Annotated in this window: 18 protein-coding genes and 1 pseudogene; 9 read left to right on the top strand and 10 right to left on the bottom strand. The window is 54.5% G+C overall.

Annotated elements, in window-relative coordinates; genetic code table 11:
- Positions 1 to 10: 10 nt before the first annotated feature.
- The 4 genes from ltrA to U5J94_RS03340 all read left to right on the top strand — a co-directional run bounded on the left by ltrA (position 11) and on the right by U5J94_RS03340 (position 2,840).
- Complete coding sequence (gene ltrA, locus U5J94_RS03355; RefSeq protein ID WP_322564222.1) at positions 11 to 1,267, top strand: group II intron reverse transcriptase/maturase; 1,257 nt, start codon at positions 11 to 13, stop codon at positions 1,265 to 1,267.
- Positions 1,268 to 1,448: 181 nt separating this feature from the next.
- On the top strand, positions 1,449 to 1,769 hold the full coding sequence (locus tag U5J94_RS03350; RefSeq protein ID WP_322564221.1) for a DUF4156 domain-containing protein: 321 nt from the start codon (positions 1,449 to 1,451) through the stop codon (positions 1,767 to 1,769).
- A gap of 240 nt (positions 1,770 to 2,009) precedes the next feature.
- A complete protein-coding gene (locus tag U5J94_RS03345; RefSeq protein ID WP_322564220.1) occupies positions 2,010 to 2,609 on the top strand; it encodes a hypothetical protein in 600 nt (199 codons plus the stop codon).
- A gap of 72 nt (positions 2,610 to 2,681) precedes the next feature.
- Positions 2,682 to 2,840: a hypothetical protein gene (locus tag U5J94_RS03340; protein WP_322564219.1), complete on the top strand. Its 159-nt coding sequence runs from the start codon at positions 2,682 to 2,684 to the stop codon at positions 2,838 to 2,840.
- A gap of 126 nt (positions 2,841 to 2,966) precedes the next feature.
- Here the strand turns inward: U5J94_RS03340 and U5J94_RS03335 are convergent.
- A pseudogene (locus tag U5J94_RS03335) lies at positions 2,967 to 3,592 on the bottom strand (tyrosine-type recombinase/integrase).
- Between the two features lie 170 nt (positions 3,593 to 3,762).
- On the opposite strand from U5J94_RS03335, the gene U5J94_RS03330 reads away from it, so the two are divergent.
- Positions 3,763 to 4,275 carry an MltR family transcriptional regulator gene (locus tag U5J94_RS03330; protein ID WP_322564217.1) on the top strand — a complete coding sequence of 171 codons (513 nt, stop codon included), beginning with the start codon at positions 3,763 to 3,765 and terminating at the stop codon, positions 4,273 to 4,275.
- A 97-nt stretch (positions 4,276 to 4,372) separates the two neighbouring features.
- Complete coding sequence (locus tag U5J94_RS03325; protein ID WP_322564216.1) at positions 4,373 to 5,194, top strand: FRG domain-containing protein; 822 nt, start codon at positions 4,373 to 4,375, stop codon at positions 5,192 to 5,194.
- Positions 5,195 to 5,321: 127 nt separating this feature from the next.
- On the opposite strand, the gene U5J94_RS03320 is transcribed toward U5J94_RS03325, so the two are convergent.
- The 9 genes from U5J94_RS03320 to def all read right to left on the bottom strand — a co-directional run bounded on the left by U5J94_RS03320 (position 5,322) and on the right by def (position 15,873).
- Positions 5,322 to 5,636 carry a tetratricopeptide repeat protein gene (locus tag U5J94_RS03320; protein WP_322564215.1) on the bottom strand — a complete coding sequence of 105 codons (315 nt, stop codon included), beginning with the start codon at positions 5,634 to 5,636 and terminating at the stop codon, positions 5,322 to 5,324.
- 116 nt (positions 5,637 to 5,752) lie between these two features.
- Positions 5,753 to 7,207, bottom strand: a complete 1,455-nt coding sequence (locus U5J94_RS03315) for a TrkH family potassium uptake protein (protein WP_322564214.1) — start codon at positions 7,205 to 7,207, stop codon at positions 5,753 to 5,755.
- A 165-nt stretch (positions 7,208 to 7,372) separates the two neighbouring features.
- Entirely contained in the window at positions 7,373 to 8,746 is a 1,374-nt protein-coding gene (trkA, locus tag U5J94_RS03310; protein WP_322564213.1) for a Trk system potassium transporter TrkA, read from the bottom strand.
- A 63-nt stretch (positions 8,747 to 8,809) separates the two neighbouring features.
- A complete protein-coding gene (locus U5J94_RS03305) occupies positions 8,810 to 10,240 on the bottom strand; it encodes a sigma-54-dependent transcriptional regulator (protein ID WP_416224185.1) in 1,431 nt (476 codons plus the stop codon).
- Positions 10,224 to 12,473: an ATP-binding protein gene (locus U5J94_RS03300; RefSeq protein ID WP_322564211.1), complete on the bottom strand. Its 2,250-nt coding sequence runs from the start codon at positions 12,471 to 12,473 to the stop codon at positions 10,224 to 10,226. Before U5J94_RS03300 ends, U5J94_RS03305 begins: the two co-directional genes overlap by 17 nt.
- Entirely contained in the window at positions 12,455 to 13,066 is a 612-nt protein-coding gene (locus U5J94_RS03295; RefSeq protein ID WP_322564210.1) for a DUF4390 domain-containing protein, read from the bottom strand. Before U5J94_RS03295 ends, U5J94_RS03300 begins: the two co-directional genes overlap by 19 nt.
- Entirely contained in the window at positions 13,029 to 14,321 is a 1,293-nt protein-coding gene (gene rsmB, locus U5J94_RS03290) for a 16S rRNA (cytosine(967)-C(5))-methyltransferase RsmB (RefSeq protein ID WP_322564209.1), read from the bottom strand. Before rsmB ends, U5J94_RS03295 begins: the two co-directional genes overlap by 38 nt.
- Positions 14,321 to 15,280, bottom strand: a complete 960-nt coding sequence (fmt, locus tag U5J94_RS03285; RefSeq protein ID WP_322564208.1) for a methionyl-tRNA formyltransferase — start codon at positions 15,278 to 15,280, stop codon at positions 14,321 to 14,323. The genes rsmB and fmt overlap by 1 nt, the downstream gene beginning before the upstream one ends.
- A gap of 89 nt (positions 15,281 to 15,369) precedes the next feature.
- Positions 15,370 to 15,873 carry a peptide deformylase gene (def, locus tag U5J94_RS03280; RefSeq protein ID WP_322564207.1) on the bottom strand — a complete coding sequence of 168 codons (504 nt, stop codon included), beginning with the start codon at positions 15,871 to 15,873 and terminating at the stop codon, positions 15,370 to 15,372.
- Between the two features lie 160 nt (positions 15,874 to 16,033).
- On the opposite strand from def, the gene U5J94_RS03275 reads away from it, so the two are divergent.
- From U5J94_RS03275 to U5J94_RS03265, 3 genes are all read left to right on the top strand, one after another.
- The gene (locus U5J94_RS03275) at positions 16,034 to 17,212 is read left to right on the top strand and encodes a LysM peptidoglycan-binding domain-containing protein (protein WP_322564206.1); all 1,179 of its coding nucleotides are present in this window, start codon (positions 16,034 to 16,036) and stop codon (positions 17,210 to 17,212) included.
- A gap of 120 nt (positions 17,213 to 17,332) precedes the next feature.
- Complete coding sequence (dprA, locus tag U5J94_RS03270; protein WP_322564205.1) at positions 17,333 to 18,451, top strand: DNA-processing protein DprA; 1,119 nt, start codon at positions 17,333 to 17,335, stop codon at positions 18,449 to 18,451.
- A gap of 12 nt (positions 18,452 to 18,463) precedes the next feature.
- Positions 18,464 to 18,943 carry a DUF494 family protein gene (locus U5J94_RS03265; protein WP_322564204.1) on the top strand — a complete coding sequence of 160 codons (480 nt, stop codon included), beginning with the start codon at positions 18,464 to 18,466 and terminating at the stop codon, positions 18,941 to 18,943.
- Positions 18,944 to 18,952 lie beyond the last annotated feature (9 nt).

Genomic DNA, 18,952 nt, shown 5'->3' with positions numbered 1-18,952 from the left:
TCACATCAGCGTGGAACTCCTGGAGCAAAGCTATTTTGCACTAAAAAGAAACTCTGCTCCGGGGATTGATGGTGTGACGTGGCGGTCCTATGGGGAAAACCTTTCTGATCAGCTTACAAATCTTCATAACCGGATACACAAAGGTAACTACCGAGCCCAACCTGCCAGGCGGACAATGATCCCAAAGGCAGATGGTTCAGAAAGACCTCTGAGTATCTTATGCCTGGAGGATAAGATAGTCCAACAAGCTGTGGTTTATGTGCTGGAAGCGATCTTTGAGGATAACTTCATGGGATTCTCATATGGATTCCGTCGAGGGCGTAGCCAACATGATGCGCTAGATGCTCTTAGTACCGGGATCTATAGAAAGCGAGTGAATTGGGTGTTGGACGCAGATATTCAGAAGTTCTTTGATGCCATGAACCATGATTGGATGATGCGATTTCTCCAACACCGAATCGGAGACAAACGACTGCTTCGACTTATCGCGAAGTGGCTGAAAGTGGGTGTCATGAATGGCCATCATAGAGAGAGCAGTGATCAGGGAGCGCCGCAAGGAGCGGTAATTTCGCCTATTCTTGCGAACATTTACCTGCATTATGTGCTCGATTTGTGGAGTCAAAAATGGCGCCGCCAACAGGCCAACGGTGATATGATCGTTGTACGTTATGCAGATGACTGTGTGTTTGGTTTTGAACACGAACACGTTGCGCAGTCATTTCTGGTTGACGTTAAGGAACGTTTGAAAGCGTTTGATTTGGTCTTACACCCAGATAAAACGAGGCTGATCCGTTTCGGAAGGTATGCGATACAGAATAGGAAGCGTTTAGGTGAAAGGAAGCCGGAAACATTCGACTTCCTTGGTTTTACGCATTTCTGTACGCGGTCTAGAAAGAACGGCGCGTTTGTTATTGGGCGTAAGACGATCAAAAAGCGTATGCGTGCAACGCTGAAGCTTATTAAAGCAGAGTTGCGCAGGCGATGGCATGATTCAATTCCCAAGACGGGAAAATGGATTCAAAGGGTGCTACAAGGCCACTTGAATTACTTTTCGGTGTCGGGAAATGACTCTAGCATTTGGCTTTTCTATAGCGAAGTGCGCCGACTTTGGCTACAACGTATTAGATCTCGAAGCCAAAAAGCTTTTATGAGTTGGAATAAATTCATGCGTATCACCACTCGTTTCTTTCCTAAAATCCGGTTGCTACATCCTCATCCTTGTTACCGCTTTGACGTTCGTACTCGAGGGAGGAGCCCAGTGCGTTAGTAGCGCACGCTGGGATCTGCGCGGGGGGTACTGGGTAACCGGTATTCCTACCGCGACCATTGCAGGCAATGAGGCAGCGATAAACACTAATGAAATATTTCTAGTATGTCATTGACTCCATTTACAATGATATTGTGTACTGGTTCCAATTTAGTTTGGTGATTTTTAGGAGTATTAGTCTATGAAAATAATTATAGTTCCATTCTTGATGGTTGCTTTGTTGCTAACGGGTTGCATTACGGTAAGTTTGTCGCCAGAAGGCTCTAAAGTGAGACTTACATCTAATCCTGATGTTGTTCGCAACTGTTCATACGTAGGGCAAGTAAAAGGCACTGATCATTTTAATGGCGGTCTTGCAGGCCAAGGTGCGGCGGAGGAAAATGCAATGCGAGAAATTCGTAATCGAGCAGCGGATATGGGTGCTAATACTGTACATATTGTCACTAAATCAACCGGAACGTCGGGTTCGGCAATTCGAGGGGAAGCATATGGCTGCACCTAGAGGAACCTGATGTCGTTATACCTATATCATATCGGAATTTAAGGGATCAAAGCCCTTTGATTCCATACGATCATATAGAGCGAGTGAGGGATGGTGGCTTGGGTGCCTCCGATAATACACAGCTTACTCATCCTTATTGTAATCAATCAGTAAAGCAATGAGCGTATAACAATGCGCTCGTTCGGACGCTTTTGTCGTCGCGCTGCATAGCATTAACGTTATACGTATAGGAAATCGGATATGGATGCGGAAGTGGTTAGACTTATAGAGACGGTATCTCTAGACGCGATAAAGATTCTTGGTCCAGCTATAATTGCTGCTTTCGCTACCTACAAAGCCACTAAGATCCAGTATGAAATAAAGTTACAGGAAATAACGAAAGGCCATGAGTTCAAAGCCCGAGAACATTTGTTTGATTATTACAAGGAAAGGCAAGCGAAGCTCTCAATGAGCCATGAAGAGCTCAACCGCGCGCTGAGTCAATTGCTAGGAATGTCTGCTGCTTCTAGTGACTACGATGAAGGTGATTCGACAAGTAAGATTGTTGACAGTTTTTCTGGAATTTCTGGCTTGTATACTGAGTTGGCGCCTTTTGAAATTGAAGCGACGTTAAAAGATTTCGAGTCAAAAGGGCTTTCAGAAGCCATAGAATATATAAAGCTACAGTCATACACGGATAGGCTTCGTGACCTTCAAGAGCCCATAAATTACTACAGCATTAAAGATAACGTATTTCTATTGTTAGAAGTTTACTCCTTTCTAGAGCGTTGCAACCAAATATTGCTGGAGACTCAAATTGAGCGACTTTTCAGTGAGTACGTGGGCAGCGAGCGATCATGAGAGGATCATGGGGTCAGAGCACTTGAAGTCTGACAATCTTATATTTCAAGCGCTCTAACCCTTTGATAGAATATGGAAGAGGCGGTTATGCAATCTTTCTTTGCAGACAAATCAAAAGTATTCTTTCAAGCCCATCCTTCACAACAATCCCAAAATAAAAGAGGTTTAAAGAATATCTCTGAAGATTGGGAAATGATGGCAGCATATTTAGAAGAGAAAAATAATGCCTAACAAGAAAATCATGTCGTTCGCTATTGCTCTCTCGGACACGGCAAAGCCGCGTTGCATATTTTGTAGTTGAATGTCGGCTTCTGGCCGGTAAGTGACCGTACCTGGCTACTCACCGACCAGCTCCGATTAGATCTCAGTTTGTTCCGCCAGCTCTAGCGCGTCATCCACTTCGATACCCAGGTAGCGAACGGTGCTCTCCAGCTTGGTATGACCGAGTAGCAGTTGAATCGCCCGAAGATTCTTCGTGCGTCGATAGATTAATGTCGCCTTGGTACGTCGTAGCGAGTGCGTCCCATAGTCAGCTGGATCCAACCCAATATCGGCAATCCACGATCGCACGATCCGCGCATATTGTCGGGTTGAAAGATGCGGCGATCTCTTCATCCGACTCGGGAAGAGATAATCGCCACTGGACAGTTGTGACTGGTCGATCCAGGCCGAAAGTGCCTGACGAGTCTGCTCGGTTATTTCGAATTGAACGGGCTGTTGCGTCTTCTGTTGCAGGATCATGGCGCGTTTAGATACCTGGGTGCCGTGAGCGATGTCTCGCACCCTGAGCCTGACGAGGTCACAGCTGCGCAATTTGCTGTCCAGGGCTAGATTGAATAGGGCCAGTTCTCTCACCTTGTAGCCTACTGAAGGCGGATACGGATTGCCGAGATTTCACGGATTTTCAGTGGCGGCTTCAGGCCAACTAATCTACCCTTGTTCCAGGGTCCAGCGTAATGTGGAAACTCGGTACGGTAGGTCATGGTCGGTTCTCCCGGTGGTGACAGGATCACCAAGTATGCGACAAATTCTGATGGGCGCTGACCGACGCAGAGCGGCATTGCAGGAAATGGGAAGGCGATAAATACTAATGAAAATGCTTCTCGTTTGTTACCGACCCCATTTACTTTATGCGCAACAATAATAAACAACCATGAAAAAAACAGAGCCTGAGATAAAGGAACTATCAGAATTCTTAGCAGAATTTAACGGCGAGAGTGATCGGGGTGCCGTACTAACGGCAGGAGCATATCTCGATGAGAGGTTAGGTGAAATGCTAAAAGCATTTTTCGCTGAGGTAAAAGAAACAGACGATCTGCTATTTGGCTTTAACGCCCCGATCGGCACCTACTCAGCACGCATTAAAGCAGCATATTCTCTTGGTCTTATACAAGATAATGAATTTAGCGAACTAAATATAATAAGAAAAATACGTAATGAATTCGGCCATAGTTGGAAAGGTGTAAGTTTTAAAACACAAAAAATCATAGACCTGTGTAATAACTTGCCGTGGTTAGGCCCAGAGGAGCATAAAGAAACTTCTGATGCAAAAGCGCGGTTTAGTGCTGAGGTGGCAATATTACTTTCTGATTTCCTGTGGCGAGTTCGACTTATTAAAAATGAACAAAGAGATATTAAAGAGTGGTCTCACAAAATGCGTTCATAGTAAAAATTACGCATAACAACGCGCTTGTCTGGTGCGCGCGCCGCGATGCGGCATGCGCCCCTCAGCTTAGTCGTTAAGTGCTTAATCAGGAGATAAGTTGAGAAATCTCGGCAACACAAAACTATGGTGTCACCTGTCGTTTGTTAGTGGGGTACAATTCACGAACAAGGAAATTCGTGAAAGTATTCCCGCCAAAATCTTTAGCTTTAGAGAATTGGTCCAAGCTGTAGCAAAAATTGCAAATCACAATCCGGATTATAGTCTATTTTTCCGCGGGCAACTCAAAGACTACAAGCTAAATTCTGGCTCAAGTTCATTCTATCCCACGCTTTTCAGATCACCGGGTCGCTCGTTGTCTACAAGAGAGCTAGAAGAAAGATACAATAAACTAGAAAAGTGCACTAATGACCTGCTTATAAAACTAGATGAGTTAGATATTGATAGCATCAATAAGTTGAAGAAATTCCCTGAATTACCATGGTCGATTCTTCAGCACTATGAGGTTTGCCAAACTCCTTTGTTGGATTTTACTCATTCACTTCGCGTGGCAGCTTCCTTTGCTCTAAATGATGCAGTCGATACTGCCAATATATTTGTTTTTGCCTTTCCATACCCGAACGGAACCATTTCCTACTCAACAGAGGAAGAGTTGTTAAACGTAAGGTTGCTAAGTGCATGCCCAGCTGAAGCATTGCGTCCTCATTTCCAAGAAGGATACTTGCTGGGCTCATTTCCATCCCGTGTTAAAAGGAAGCAGCCGTTTCTCGATTTTGGTAGGAGACTAATAGCCAAGTTTGAAATACCGAAAAAAGGCTTCTGGAATAAAGATTTTCATGCTATTCCGAAAACGGCACTGTATCCTCATAATGACGAGATCGAAATAATATGCGAGAAGATTAAGTCGAAGAATGGAACTTAACAATCACATTAACTTCGCTCCCTTCGGTCGACGGACGCTCGCAAGCTCGCGCCTTTTATGTGGGCGTTGAATGTCTGCTCCTGGCCGAGAGCAGCCAGATTGGCACACTTATTTTTAATTCTACAGCCTACTCTTTCAGCAGTCGCTTGAGAAAAACCCGCATTTCCTTGGCGGCTTGCATGTCGCCTTTCTTTTCCGCCACTTCGATGCCCTTTTCATAGGTGGCGATCGCCTGCTGGTGATCGCCGCTGTCGGCATGGGCCTGGCCCAGCAGTTTCCATGCGGCCGAGTAGTCACCATCGAACTGCAGGGCGCGCTGTAGATGTGGGATAGCGTTGGCGGGTTGTTGTTCCTTCAGGTAGGCCTGGCCAAGCCCGAACCGCAGCAACAGACTGTCCTGGCCGTCGGTGAGCATTTTTTCGAGGTTGTTAATCATGGACATGGCACAAGGATAGGGGGAGATAAAACAAAAAACAATAATGTATTACCGCAGAGAGCATGCGGAAATTTTGAATTTTGAATGTTTAATTTTGAATTCTGGATTGTTTGAATATTTGATTAGCGGCGCCAGAAGGCGGGAGTCAGTAGAACAAGCAGGGTGAAGATTTCGAGGCGACCGAGCAGCATGGCAAAACAGAGAATCCATTTGGCGCTATCGCTTAGAGAGGCATAGTTGCTACCCACCTCACCCAGCCCCGGACCAAGGTTGTTCATGGTGGCGGCGACGGCGGAAAAGGCGGTGATCTGATCCAGTCCGGTCATCATCAGGATCAGCAGCATAATAGCAAACACGGCCACATAGGCGGAGAAGAAACCCCAGATGGAATCAATGATCCGGGGGGAGACAGGTTTGCCGCCGATTTTGATGGGGATTACGGCGTTGGGATGAATAATCCGCATAATTTCGCGTGAGCCCTGCTTGATTAGCAGCAGAAAGCGAATCACCTTCATACCGCCGCCGGTGGACCAGGCACAGGCGCCGACAAAACTGACGAACAACAGCAGCACCGGCAAAAAGCCGGGCCACAGATGATATTGGTGGGTGGTGAAGCCGGTGGTGGTGCCGATGGAGACGGTCTGGAATATCCCATGCAGCAGGCTGCGTTCGATGCCGTCGAAGACGCCCTCGTAATACAGGTAAAATACAGTAACCAATGCAACTACTAGCAGGATAAGAACATAAGCCCTGAATTCGGGATCAACAAAGTAAGATGCTACTGAGCGATAGCGCCAGGCGGCAAAATGCAGGGCGAAGTTAATACCGGATAAGAACATGAAAATGATTGCCACCACCTCAATCATGGGCTTGTCGATAAAATAGCCCATGCTGGCATCGTGGGTGGAAAAACCACCGATTGCGACGGTGGAAAAACTGTGGCCAATCGCATCGAACAGATTCATACCCGCCAGCCAGTAGCCTGCGGCACAGAGTACAGTCAGGCTCAAATAGATATACCACAGTGCCTTGGCGGTTTCGGTGATGCGGGGGGTGATCTTGGTGTCCTTGACCGGGCCGGGGGTTTCGGCGCGATACAACTGCATGCCGCCGATCCCAAGCATAGGCATGATGGCCACCGCCAGTACGATGATCCCCATCCCGCCCAGCCATTGCAGCTGCTGTCGATAGAACAAAATGGATTCAGGCAAGGTGTCGATGCCGGTGAGAATGGTCGAGCCGGTGGTTGTCAGGCCAGAGAAGGACTCGAAAATCGCGTCCGTGATGGAGATATCCGGTTGAGGTGCGAGAATGAAAGGAATGGCACCAAACAGACTCAGGGTGGTCCAGAATAAGGCGACAACCAGGAAACCGTCGCGTGTCCGCAATTCCTGTTTGCGGTTTTTGACCGGCAGCCAGAGCACAATGCCACTGATGAGGATCACCGCAAAACTGTAAAAGAAGGCCTCGAAGGTTACATCAAGATAGATCACCGAGGTCACCAGCGGTGGCAGCATTGCCAGGCTGAAGATCATCAGCAGAATACCCAGGATGCGTTGTATAACAAGCAGATGCATAATCAAAAACAGGGACGAGGGACGAGGGACGAGGGACGAGGATAAACAAAAGGCACGGGGTATTTGCCTTGTTTACGGACGGTTCTTATAAATAGAGCTGTGGTGATGCAGTGGATTAATTGCATGTTCCTCGTCACTCGTCCCTCGTAACTCGTACCTTGTTATTTAAATGAATGTGATGCTGACCTGGAACATGCGCTCGACATCGGGGATACGGGCTTTGTCCACCAGGAACATAATGACGTGGTCATCGGATTCGATCAGTGTGTCATGGTGGGCAATGATGACTTCCTTGTTGCGGACGATGGCGCCGATGGTGGTGCCGGGCGGAAGCTTCAGGTCTTCGATTTTACGACCAACGACTTTCGAGGTGTTGATATCGCCATGGGCGATCGCCTCGATCGCCTCGGCCGCGCCACGGCGCAGGGAATGGACCTTGACCACGTCACCACGACGTACATGGGCCAGCAGACTGCCAATGGTAGACTGTTGCGGTGACAGGGCGATGTCGATTTCGCCGCTCTGGATCAGATCCACATAGGCGGCACGGTTGATTAGCGTAATCGCCTTACGCGCGCCAAGGCGTTTGGCCAGCATGGATGAGAGGATATTGGCCTCATCATCATTGGTCAGGGCACAGAAGACATCGGTTTTATCGATGTTCTCTTCCAGCAGTAATTCCTCGTCGGCGGCATCGCCGCATAGCACCATGGTTCGGGATAATTCATTGGAGATTATTCGGGTGCGCTCGGGATTGTGATCGATCAGCTTGACCTGGTAATTGCGTTCCAGTGCCTGGGCTACCCGCTTGCCGATATTGCCGCCGCCGACAATCATGATGCGCTTGTAGGGTTTGTCCAGGCGGCGCAGTTCACTCATGACCTTGCGGATATTCTTGCTGGCGGCAATGAAGAAGACTTCGTCGTCGGCCTCGATAACCGTGTGGCCTTCGGGGATAATCGGTCGGCCACGGCGGTAGATGGCGGCGACACGTGCCTCGATAGCGGGCATGTGTTTGCGCAGGGTTCGCAGTTCATGGCCGACCAGCGGGCCGCCGTAATAGGCGCGAACGCCGACCAGTTGCACCAGCCCGTCCGCAAAGTCGAGGACTTGCAGGGCGCCGGGATGGTTGATCAGGCTTTGTACATAATTGGTGATCAACTGTTCGGGGCTGATCAGCACATCGATGGGCAAGGCTGTCGGACTGAACAGATTCTTGTGTTTCAGGTATTCCAGGGCCCGGACCCGGGCGATTTTGGTCGGCGTATGGAAGATCGTATAGGCGATCTGACAGGCGATCATGTTGGTTTCATCACTGTCGGTCACGGCAATCAGCATGTCGGCATCATCCGCGCCGGCGCGCTGCAACACTTCGGGATAGGAGGCGTGGCCGACCACGGTACGCAGATCCAGCCGGTCCTGCAGGCCCTGCAATACCTCTTCGCGCTGATCGATCAGGGTGATATCGTTGGCTTCACTGGCAAGATTTTCTGCCAGGGAACTGCCCACCTGTCCGGCCCCGAGGATGATGATTTTCATAAAAATCCAGTATTGTACTTGTTATTGGCTGTATGGAGGAATTGTAAAACGTTTATTGATGGATTACCCATCATGAGTGATATTTTTTGGATCAATCCCCAGTGCACGCAGTTTGCGATATAGATGGGTACGTTCCAGCCCGACCGCCCGGGCTACCTTGCCGACACTGCCATGTGCTTTGCGTAACTGATACTCCAGGTAATCACGTTCGAACTGTTCACGTGCTTCGCGAAGTGGTAGGTCATAATTGACCTCAACCTCACGTTTGTTAGTTGTTGTGTCGCCTTCGCCCAGGGTGGCGTCAATCTCATCGACATCGATCTCGTGGCCCGAGCCGACAATAAGAAGTCGCTGAATCAGGTTGGTCAACTCGCGCAGGTTACCCGGCCAGTCGTAGTTGCGTAGTCGATTCTGGGCCGCCATTGTGAACTTGCGGTAAGGTAATTTTTCCAGGTCGACCAGCTGGTTGGTAAAGAAATTAAGCAAATCAGGGACATCTTCACGATGTTCGCGTAAGGCGGGGATACGCACCGGTACCACGTTTAGCAGATAAAACATATCTTTGCGGAACAGGCCGTCGGCCACCCGCTGTTCCAGATCGTAGTGGGTGGCTGCGATGATGCGCGCGTGCAATTCGATGGGTTGGGTCCCGCCGGTTCGATAAAAACTCTGTGCATCAAGGGCGGAATAGAGCTTGGCCTGGGTGGCCGAATCCATTTCGGCAATATCATACAACATCAGCGTCCCGCCACTGGCTTGTTCCAGCAAGCCGTAATGAACCAGGCCGTTCTTTTCAGAGCCGAACAGTTCGTGCGCGGCATTATCGGGGTTCAGACCGGCGACATTGACGTCGATAAAGGGGCGATCGCGCCGGTTGCTGGCATCATGTAGATAGCGTGCGGCGATATGAATCCCGCAGCCCGGTTCGCCACTCATTAATACCCAGCTGTCATGTTCCGCGATGCGCCGTAGTTGATCCCGCAGTGTCTGCATGGCAGCGCTTTTGCCGATCGGTTCGTGCACCAGCAGACTGTGCCGACGCAGCCCCTGGTTTTCGCGCTGCAGTTTGTCTGTTTCCAGGGCGTGTTCGATGGTCAATAACAGCTTGGCCAGGGAGATCGGCTTTTCGATAAAGTCATAAGCGCCCAGGCGGGTGGCCTCGACAGCGGTTTCAACCGTGCCATGGCCGGACATCATGATCACCGGGGTGCCAAGTTGGTTATCATCCTTCCACTCCTTGAGCAGGGTGATACCATCGATGTCCGGCATCCAGATATCCAGCAGAATCAGATCCGGTCTGCGTTGACGGTGTTGTTGGCGCGCGGCTTCGCCGTTTTCGGCAACCGCGACAGTATAGCCTTCATCCTCAAGGATCTCTCGCAACAGCTGACGAATATCCGGCTCGTCATCGACGACCAGAATATAGGGCCTGGCAGCCGAGGTGTCAGGCTGCTGTGTCGGATCAGGGGCGGCGGATTCAGGCGGCTGCATCATCATCGCGGTTAATCGATTGTTCGGAGTCAAGCTCCATTGTATCGCTTATTTCACCGCCGGAGGAAACCACCGGCAGGCGGATAATAATCGTGGCACCCCCTGTGGGGCTGTTCTCCGCCCATAACATGCCGCCGTGCTCTTCGACGATCTTTTTCACAATGGCCAGCCCCAGACCACTGCCGCGGGGTTTGGTGGTGACATAAGGGTCGAATAACTGATCAAACAGCTGATCGGGGATGCCCGGGCCACTGTCCTCGATTTTCAGTTCCACATAGCGGCAGCTCTGCTCATGAGCGCACTTCGTGGTGACTCGAAGCCTGGAGCCCCTGGCATAGTCCATCGCTTCCAGCGCGTTTTTGAACAGGTTGTGCAGCACCTGACGCAGGCGGCCGGCATCGGCTTCGATGCGCGGCATGCTGGGATCCAGCTTCAAGGTGAAGCGGATCTGGTTATTGCTGGTGCGATAGAGATCGAGGACTTCGTCAATGATCGTGTTCAAATCCAGCGTTTCCAGTTGCAGCTCCGGCATACGGGCATAGTCGGAGAACGCCTTGACCATCTCCTTGAGCGCCTCGACCTGCTGGACGATGGTGTGGGTGGAACGGTCCAGCACGTCGGCATCGTCTTGCGGCATTGTTTTCAGATACTTGTGACGCAGGCGTTCGGCAGCCAGCTGAATGGGGGTTAACGGATTTTTGATTTCATGGGCCAGGCGCCGGGCGACTTCGCCCCAGGCCGCATTGCGTTGGGCCTGAATCAGCGCGGTAATGTCGTCGAAGACGATAATACTGCCGCTTTCGCGATCGCTGCTGTCGGGCAGCGGGGTGCCGCGACACATCAACACCTTGCGGCCGTTGGGACCGAACAGGGTAACCTGCTCCTGCCATTCCTGTTCGCCGGCATCGAGATACTGGGCGATCGCGTCGACCAGTTGCCGGGTGGCGGGTTCGGCGTCGGCCAGCGTATCCAGTCGCGCGCCCTGATAACGGCTCAGGTCGAGATTCAGGATCTGGCTGGCAGCCAGGTTGTGGGTATTCAGCGTGTGCTGGTTATCCAGGGTCAACACACCGGAGGAGAGATTGGCGAGCACCGCCTCCAGATAGGCGTGCTGGGCTTCCAGTTGCTGTTGACTTTGCTGGGCCTGTTGCTGGGCAATGGCGATCTTGTGGGTCATCTCGTTGAACGAGCGAACCAGAAAGCCGAGCTCATCCTTACCGGGCAGGGGCAACCGTTTGTCGTAGTTGCCGGCGGCCACTTCGCGCGTGCCCTCCACCAGATCGTAGATGGGTTGCACCATGCGTCGCGCCGCATAAAAGGCCGCCCAGATGGCGACCAGAATACTCAGCAGCAATACCAGCGAGAGGGTGAGAATAAAGCTGTATTTCAGTGGCGTGCGCAGATAAGCCACTTCCCGGTACTGGCCGAACGCCGACTGCACGCTGTCGGCCAGAGTATTGATACGCTCGTTCACCGGAAACAGGGCCTGCAGGATGCGCGGTTCGGTGACCGCATCGGGTCCGGGCAGGGTCACCGCGGCCCGAAAGTGCAGGCCACTGTCCTTGATCGGGACCAGGCCGATGTCATCGTTACCCTGGCGCAGCATGTGCAGGGTGGTGTCATCCAGTCGGGCCGGCAACAGCTGGGTCGACTCCAGGTTGCTGGAGGCGATGATGCGGCCGTTGCGCGAGAACAGGGTCAGTTCGGAGGCGTCGGTACTTTGATGGATTTCATTCAGCTTCAGCGCGGCGAGGTTGTTGGGCGTATTAACCAGCTCACTGCTCAGGTTCTGGGTCTCGCGCAGTAACTCGCGCATGCGCACGCCCAGTGACGCCTGGCTCAGTTCCAGTGCATCGTTCAATGCATTCTCGACCCGCACATCGAACCAACTGTCGATGCCGCGCTTGATAAAGTCGAGTGAGAAGTAATAGACCACCGACACCGGCGTGACCGAGAGAATGACAAACATGACGACCAGGCGGGCGGTAAGCCGGGTACCCGTATCCTTCCTTCGGTATTGCTGTATCAGTTGCCACAGGCTTTTGCCGATCAGAACCAGCAACAAGAGTATCGCGATAATATTGACGCCAAGCATCAGCGAGTAGAGCTCGCCGAACAGCGCCGAGTTGTGCGTAGCGCCGCTCATCAGATAGAGCGAGGTCAGCAGCAGGGCGAACAGAATAATGATCGGTGCGCTGCCGGAGAACAGCTTGCGAATCAGCGAGCCAATGACCATGAGTACCAGTCGCTTTGCAGTTGCCAGTCACTTGAAATATAGGCCAGTGGTCGCATGGGTGCCGGCAGGGATTCGATATCCAGTCGGGCACGCAGGTCGATGCCGTATTCGGCGCCCGGCTCCAGCAGGTTGGCGTCAATCAGGGGCAGGTCATTGACCTGACCGAGCGACCAGAGGGCGGTGTCCAGATTGCTGTAGTTTTCCTGAATACCGCTGTTGAGGTTGTGAATCACGTATTTTTCGGTCAGCGCGTGATAGAGCAGCAGGTAGTTCTGGGTCAGGGTGGCCAGCTCCTTGTCCAGCCACCAGACGCGCTTGCGATCCACCCGGATATCGAGGGCGATGATCAGCGGTACCCCGTTTTTGACCGCATTGACGGCTTCCCGCGACAGGCGGTAGTCGATGCGGGCATCCAGGTGATAGACCATATCACGCAGGGTCAGCTCTGCCGAGCGGATTGCAAAACCGTTATCGGCTGCGGCGGGATTGGAAGTGCCTAGAGCGGTCACGAGCAGCAGATAGCGCAGCCAGCGGACGGGCTCCGGTGTTGCGGTCTCAGCTTGTCTTGACCAGACGTGCGTAATAAAAACCATCCATATCATCCTCGCCGGGCAAGATCTGTTGCCCTGCCGACTGAGCATGTCCCCAGCCTGTCGGCAGGGCATCGTGCCGGGCATTGTCCACGGCGGCCAGAAAATGTTCCACCTGTTGTCGATTTTCCTCCGGCAGGATCGAACAGGTGGCGTACAGCAGGCTGCCGCCCGGTTTAAGCAGGGGCCACAGTGCTAACAGCATAGCATGTTGTGTGGCGCACAGCGTCGGGATATCACTCTGACGGCGGTGCAGTTTGATGTCGGGATGGCGGCGAATGACGCCGGTGGCGCTGCACGGCGCATCGAGCAAGATGCGATCGAAAAGCCGGCCGTCCCACCAGCTCTGTGGCCGGGCGGCATCGCCCTCCAGCAGTGTCGCGTGCAGGTTCTGCCGCGTCAGGTTCTGTGCGATCCGCTGCAGGCGAGATGGCTCGATGTCCAGGGCGACCAGCTCCTGTACGTCGGGCTGCTGTTCGAGCAAATGCGCGGTCTTGCCCCCGGGTGCGGCGCAGGCATCGAGGATCCGTTCGCCGGGTTGGGGATCCAGCAGCGGCGCGGCCAGCTGAGCGGCGATATCCTGGACCGAGATATGCCCCTCGGCAAAGCCGGGCAGCTGTTCCACCGGGCAGGGGTCGGCGAGAATCACGCCGCTGTCGCCGGCACGGGCTTCGAGCCCGGCCGCGGCCAGACGCTTTATATAGGTGTCGCGGGAGACCTGACGCTGATTGACCCGCAGGCTCATCGGTGCCTGGGTGTTGTTGGCCTCGACGATCGCCGGCCACTGCCCGGGCCAGGCCTGCTGCAGGTGGGTCAGCAGCCAGGCGGGATGGGCAGTGCGAGCCGGGGCGTCCTGCGTCAGTTTAGTCTCGAGTTGAGGTTGCTGGCGTTGATAATTGCGCAGTACCGCATTGACCATGCCGCGCGCCCAGGCCTTGTTGAGGCTTTGGGTCACGGCGACGGTCTCGCCCACCGCCGCATGGGCCGGGATCCGGCTGAAACGTAACTGATACAGTCCCAGCAACAGCAGCAGACGCAGATCGGCGTCTTTTTTCTTCAGCGGTTTGTGCAGCAGTTGTCCGAGCAGAAATTCGAGTTGCGGATACCAGCGCATTACCCCGTAGCAGAGGTGCTGCAACAGCCCTTGATCGCGGGCCTGATCCAGCTGCGGGATGATCTCTTCCAGGGCCGTATCCAGGTTCTGACCGTGCTGGACGATCTGCTGCAGCACCCGCAGGCAGGCAAGGCGGACGTTCATCAGTGCGTGTCGCCCAGGCGCATGCCCACCTGCAGCCGACCGGGGCGGCCGTTGAGGAAGGCAGCCGCGCTCATCGCCTTGCTGCCGGCCGGCTGGATCTGTTGCAGCAGTAACAGGCCCTGCCCACAGGCCACACCGATCCCCTCAGAGTCAGTGCTTACTACGGTGCCAGGCGTTTGGTCAGAGGCGGCAGGGGGTGTTTCCCGCGCCCCGGCCTGCCAGATCCGCAATGCCTCGCCCTCGAGCCGGGTGTGACTCACCGGCCAGGGGTTGAAGGCGTGCACTTCGCGCGCCAGCTGGATGGCCGGTTTGTACCAGTCAATCCGGGCCTCGGCCTTGTCCAGCTTGCGGGCATAGGTCGCCTGACTGTCGTCCTGAGGCTCGGGCTGAAGCTGGTCGAGGCTGGCCAGCGCCTGCACGATCGCCTTGCCACCGAGCGTGGCCAGCTTGTCGTGCAGACTGCCGCCGGTCTCATCCGGGGCAATCGGGCAGCGCAGCCTGAGCAGCATATCGCCGGTATCCAGTCCGGCGTCCATCTGCATGATGGTCACGCCGGTCTCGCTGTCGCCGGCCAGAATGGCCCGCTGGATCGGCGCCGCGCCGCGCCAGCGCGGCAGCAGCGAGGCGTGGATGTTCAGGCAGCCGTGGGCCGGAATGTCGAGCACCTGTTGCGGCAGCAGCAGTCCATAGGCGGCGACGATCATCCGCTCCGCCTGCCAGTCGGCCAGTTCGGCCAGGGCGGCGTCGGATTTGAAATTCTCCGGCTGGCAGACCGGTATCCCGTGTTCCCGCGCCAGCCGCTTGACCGGCCCCGGTTGCAGCTTGCGTCCGCGCCCGGCCGGGCGATCGGGCTGGGTGTACACCGCAGCAATCTCGTGACCGGCATCGAGCAGGGCTCGCAGCGAAATAGCGGCGAACTGAGGGGTGCCGGCGAAGACAAGACGTTGTTCAGAGGGCATCGGTGTCCTGGGTGTGTGTTGCGACTTGTTAGACGCCGCCAGGGGCTAGGTTCCAGGTCCTGGAAACTAGTACCTGGCACCTGTCGGATTTATCCGGCCTGGCGTTGCTGTTTTTGCAGCTTTTTGCGGATGCGCTGGCGCTTGAGATCGGAGAGGTAGTCAACGAACAGTTTGCCCTCCAGATGGTCCATTTCGTGCTGGATGCAGACCGCCAGCAGGCCTTCGGCTTCCATCTCCACGGGGTTGCCGTCGCGGTCCTGCATCTTGAGACGGATATGCTCGGCCCGCTCCACGGGCTCATACACGCCCGGCACGGAGAGACAGCCTTCGTCGATCTGCTGGATACCGTCTTTTTCAAGGATCTCCGGGTTGATCAATACCAGCGGCTGGCTCTTGTCCTCGGAAACGTCGATGACAATCAGACGCTGGTGGAAATCCACCTGGGTCGCCGCCAGACCGATGCCCGGCGCGGCGTACATGGTCTCGAACATGTCGTCGATCTGCCGGTGCAGGCGGGCGGCGAACTGCTCCACCGGCTTCGCCTTGATGCGCAGCCGGTCATCGGGATAATTCAAAATATTCAACATTGCCATATAATTTCGTGACGTTTCTCTAGTACGAGTGTAGAAAAAGCTGCTAACATTATGATAGTACTGTGATACTACTGACTGCAGACCTGTCAGATTCGGGCTTGTTCCCGGTGCCAGGTCGATTAAACTCGAATAACAAGCGGCCTCTGACAGGGGAACCTTCATGGTAGATAATAAACCGACTGGCCTGATTTTGACACGTTTCCTGTCGATTGTTTTGCTCGGCGCGGGCCTGGCGGCCTGTGGCTCGACGCCGCCGGAGCCCGAGTCCGCTCCGGCGCCTGAATCGACCCCGTATACGCTGGAAGAGCCCGGTGCCGGTGCCGAACCCGAAAAGCCGGTGTTTAAACCGGATTATCCGGAGCGCTACGTGGTCAAAAAAGGGGATACCCTGTGGGATATCGCCGGCCGCTTTCTCAATGATTCCTGGTTATGGCCACAGGTCTGGCATATCAACCCCGAGATTCGCAATCCGCACCTGATCTATCCCGGTGATGTGATCGTGCTTTATCGTGATGCTGACGGCAAACCCTATCTGACGCTGGAAGGTAGCGCAGGGGTGGTTCCCGAAGCGCCGCGGGGCATCGAGACTATCAAACTGTCACCGCGCAAGCGCTACGAGCCGATCGAAAAGGCCATTCCGACCATCCCCCGTTCGATCATCGCGCCCTTCTTGCAGCGTCCGCGGGTGATCGACAGGGATGAGCTGGATGATGCCCCCTATATCGTTTCCAGCTATGAAGGCCATCTGATCAGCGCGACCGATAACAGGATCTATGCCCGGGATATCCAGGATGAGCAGATCGGCCGCTATGAGGTGGTCCGTCCGGGACGGGTCTACAAGGATCCGGAAACGGGCGAAACGCTCGGTTACGAGGTCCTGCGGCTGGCGGAGGCGCGCGTGGTTCGCGGTAAAACCGGTGCCGATGATATCACCACCCTGAATATCGTGAATGCCACGCAGGAGGTGCTCAACGGCGATCGTCTGTTGCCGATTGAGGATCACGCGCTCGATTTTAATTTCTTCCCCCGGCCACCCGAGGACGAAATGAACGGCCATATCATTGCCGTGCACAACGGCCTTTCCCAGATTGGCCAATATAATGTGGTGATTCTGAGCAAGGGCACTCGCGATGGGCTGGAACCGGGCCATGTCCTGGCGATCTATCAGGACGGGGACACCGCCCGCGATCCCGACAGCTGGCTCGGCTTCCATGTGGATTTGCCCGACGAGCGGGCCGGGATCCTGATGGTGTTCCGTACCTACGAGAAAGTCAGCTACGGACTGGTCATGGAGGCCTACCGCTCCTTGCACGTCAATGACAAAGTCACCAATCCCTGAGAGGGCGTGAACGGCGGGGCTGTTCAAATTCCCGTCGGGTGATACAATCCCCCTGATGCAACCGAAACGGCCTTGATGGCCGCTTTCGGGGGACCAAACGGAGTTGGTCGGGATACACTTATGGCTGAACGACAGGAATCATTGCGCCCCTGGCTGGCGCTTCACCGGGCCCCGCATATCGGTCCCGCGACCTTTTACTCCCTGATAGAGCGTTTTGGCAGCCCGGCGAAGGTTCTTGGCGCCGGATCGGCGGCGTTGAGTGCGGCCGGCCTGCGGGAGGAGACGGTGGCAGCGTTGCAGACCCCGGACGAGGCCGCGATCGAGGCCGATCTGGCCTGGGCCGCGCAGCCCGGGGCGCATATCCTGACCCTGACGGATCCCCGCTATCCGGCCCGTTTGCGGGCGATTGCCGATCCCCCGCCACTGTTATACGTGTACGGCGATCCTGACTGTCTCGGGCTGCCGCAACTGGCCATGGTCGGTACCCGCAACCCGACTCCGGCCGGTCGCGAGACGGCGCAGGAGTTTGCCCGCCACCTGGGTGGCATGGGATTGACCATCACCAGTGGCCTGGCGCTGGGTATTGATGCCGCCAGCCACCAGGGTGCCCTGACCGGTGGCGGCTACAGTGTGGCGGTGGTTGGCACCGGCCTGGATCGGGTCTACCCGGCCCGCCATCGTGAGCTGGCCCACGAAATTGTCCAGCGTGGCGCGCTGGTGTCGGAATTCGCGCCCGGCACGCCGCCGCTGGCGGGGAATTTCCCGCGCCGCAATCGCATTATCAGCGGCCTGGCGGTGGGGGTGCTGGTGGTGGAAGCCGCGCGGCAGAGCGGGTCATTGATTACCGCCCGGCTGGCGCTGGAGCAGGGTCGCGAGGTATTTGCCGTGCCCGGCTCGATTCATAACCCCCAGGCCAGAGGCTGCCACCAGTTACTGCGTCAGGGTGCCAAGCTGGTCGAAACGGCGCAGGATGTGCTCGAAGAGCTGGGCGAACTGGTGGACTATCAAGTCACAGCGGATGCCCCGTCTGGCGAACAGATCGTGGTGGATCCGAAGAATGAACTCGACGCCGAGTATCAAAAAGTGCTGGAGTGTATTGGTCACGAGCCGACATCCGTAGATACGGTAGTAGAACGCAGTGGATTGACGGCCGATGCCGTTTGTTCCATGCTCTTGGTACTGGAATTGCAAGGCTTTGTTGCCGCCACCACCGGTGGTCATTATTGCCAGACCTGTTAGAGGGGTAAGAAAATGAAAGAGAGTGTACTCGACGTATTGATGTATCTGTTTGAAAACTATATGAATGATGAAATAGAATTCGATACGGACGAGGAAACACTGCGCGTGGAACTCCAGGAAGCGGGTTTCCGTCAAGTCGAAATCACCCGCGCCTTTGAATGGCTGGAAGGTCTGGTGGCGATGCAGGATGACCCGTCGATCTACAGTGGTAAAACCACCGGATCGATTCGCATCTACACCGCCGAAGAGTGCGAAAAACTGGATATTGAAGCCCGCGGCTTTTTGCTGTTTCTGGAGCAGACCGGCGTACTGGATCATTATACCCGTGAAATGGTTATCGACCGGGTCATGGCGCTGGGCGAAGATGAAATTGACCTGGAACAGCTCAAATGGGTCGTCTTGATGGTACTGTTTAATCAACCGGGCAGGGAAGCGGCATTTGCCTGGATGGAAGATCTGGTGTTCGACGAAATGCCCGGTATTCTGCATTGAGTTGGCAAA

The organism is Thiohalophilus sp., from assembly GCF_034522235.1.
Lineage (GTDB): Bacteria > Pseudomonadota > Gammaproteobacteria > UBA6429 > Thiohalophilaceae > Thiohalophilus.
This window is presented reverse-complemented; position numbering and strand designations above follow the sequence as displayed.

Excerpts from the sequence above, each read along its gene's own strand:
- U5J94_RS03350 (WP_322564221.1), top strand. The coding sequence starts at position 1,449 with ATGAAAATAATTATAGTTCCATTCTTGATGGTTGCTTTGTTGCTAACG.
- U5J94_RS03345 (WP_322564220.1), top strand. The coding sequence starts at position 2,010 with ATGGATGCGGAAGTGGTTAGACTTATAGAGACGGTATCTCTAGACGCG.
- U5J94_RS03340 (WP_322564219.1), top strand. The coding sequence starts at position 2,682 with ATGGAAGAGGCGGTTATGCAATCTTTCTTTGCAGACAAATCAAAAGTA.
- U5J94_RS03330 (WP_322564217.1), top strand. The coding sequence starts at position 3,763 with ATGAAAAAAACAGAGCCTGAGATAAAGGAACTATCAGAATTCTTAGCA.
- U5J94_RS03320 (WP_322564215.1), bottom strand. The coding sequence starts at position 5,636 with ATGTCCATGATTAACAACCTCGAAAAAATGCTCACCGACGGCCAGGAC.
- U5J94_RS03315 (WP_322564214.1), bottom strand. The coding sequence starts at position 7,207 with ATGCATCTGCTTGTTATACAACGCATCCTGGGTATTCTGCTGATGATC.
- trkA (WP_322564213.1), bottom strand. The coding sequence starts at position 8,746 with ATGAAAATCATCATCCTCGGGGCCGGACAGGTGGGCAGTTCCCTGGCA.
- U5J94_RS03305 (WP_416224185.1), bottom strand. The coding sequence starts at position 10,240 with ATGATGCAGCCGCCTGAATCCGCCGCCCCTGATCCGACACAGCAGCCT.
- U5J94_RS03300 (WP_322564211.1), bottom strand. The coding sequence starts at position 12,473 with ATGGTCATTGGCTCGCTGATTCGCAAGCTGTTCTCCGGCAGCGCACCG.
- U5J94_RS03295 (WP_322564210.1), bottom strand. The coding sequence starts at position 13,066 with ATGGTTTTTATTACGCACGTCTGGTCAAGACAAGCTGAGACCGCAACA.
- rsmB (WP_322564209.1), bottom strand. The coding sequence starts at position 14,321 with ATGAACGTCCGCCTTGCCTGCCTGCGGGTGCTGCAGCAGATCGTCCAG.
- fmt (WP_322564208.1), bottom strand. The coding sequence starts at position 15,280 with ATGCCCTCTGAACAACGTCTTGTCTTCGCCGGCACCCCTCAGTTCGCC.
- def (WP_322564207.1), bottom strand. The coding sequence starts at position 15,873 with ATGGCAATGTTGAATATTTTGAATTATCCCGATGACCGGCTGCGCATC.
- U5J94_RS03275 (WP_322564206.1), top strand. The coding sequence starts at position 16,034 with ATGGTAGATAATAAACCGACTGGCCTGATTTTGACACGTTTCCTGTCG.
- dprA (WP_322564205.1), top strand. The coding sequence starts at position 17,333 with ATGGCTGAACGACAGGAATCATTGCGCCCCTGGCTGGCGCTTCACCGG.
- U5J94_RS03265 (WP_322564204.1), top strand. The coding sequence starts at position 18,464 with ATGAAAGAGAGTGTACTCGACGTATTGATGTATCTGTTTGAAAACTAT.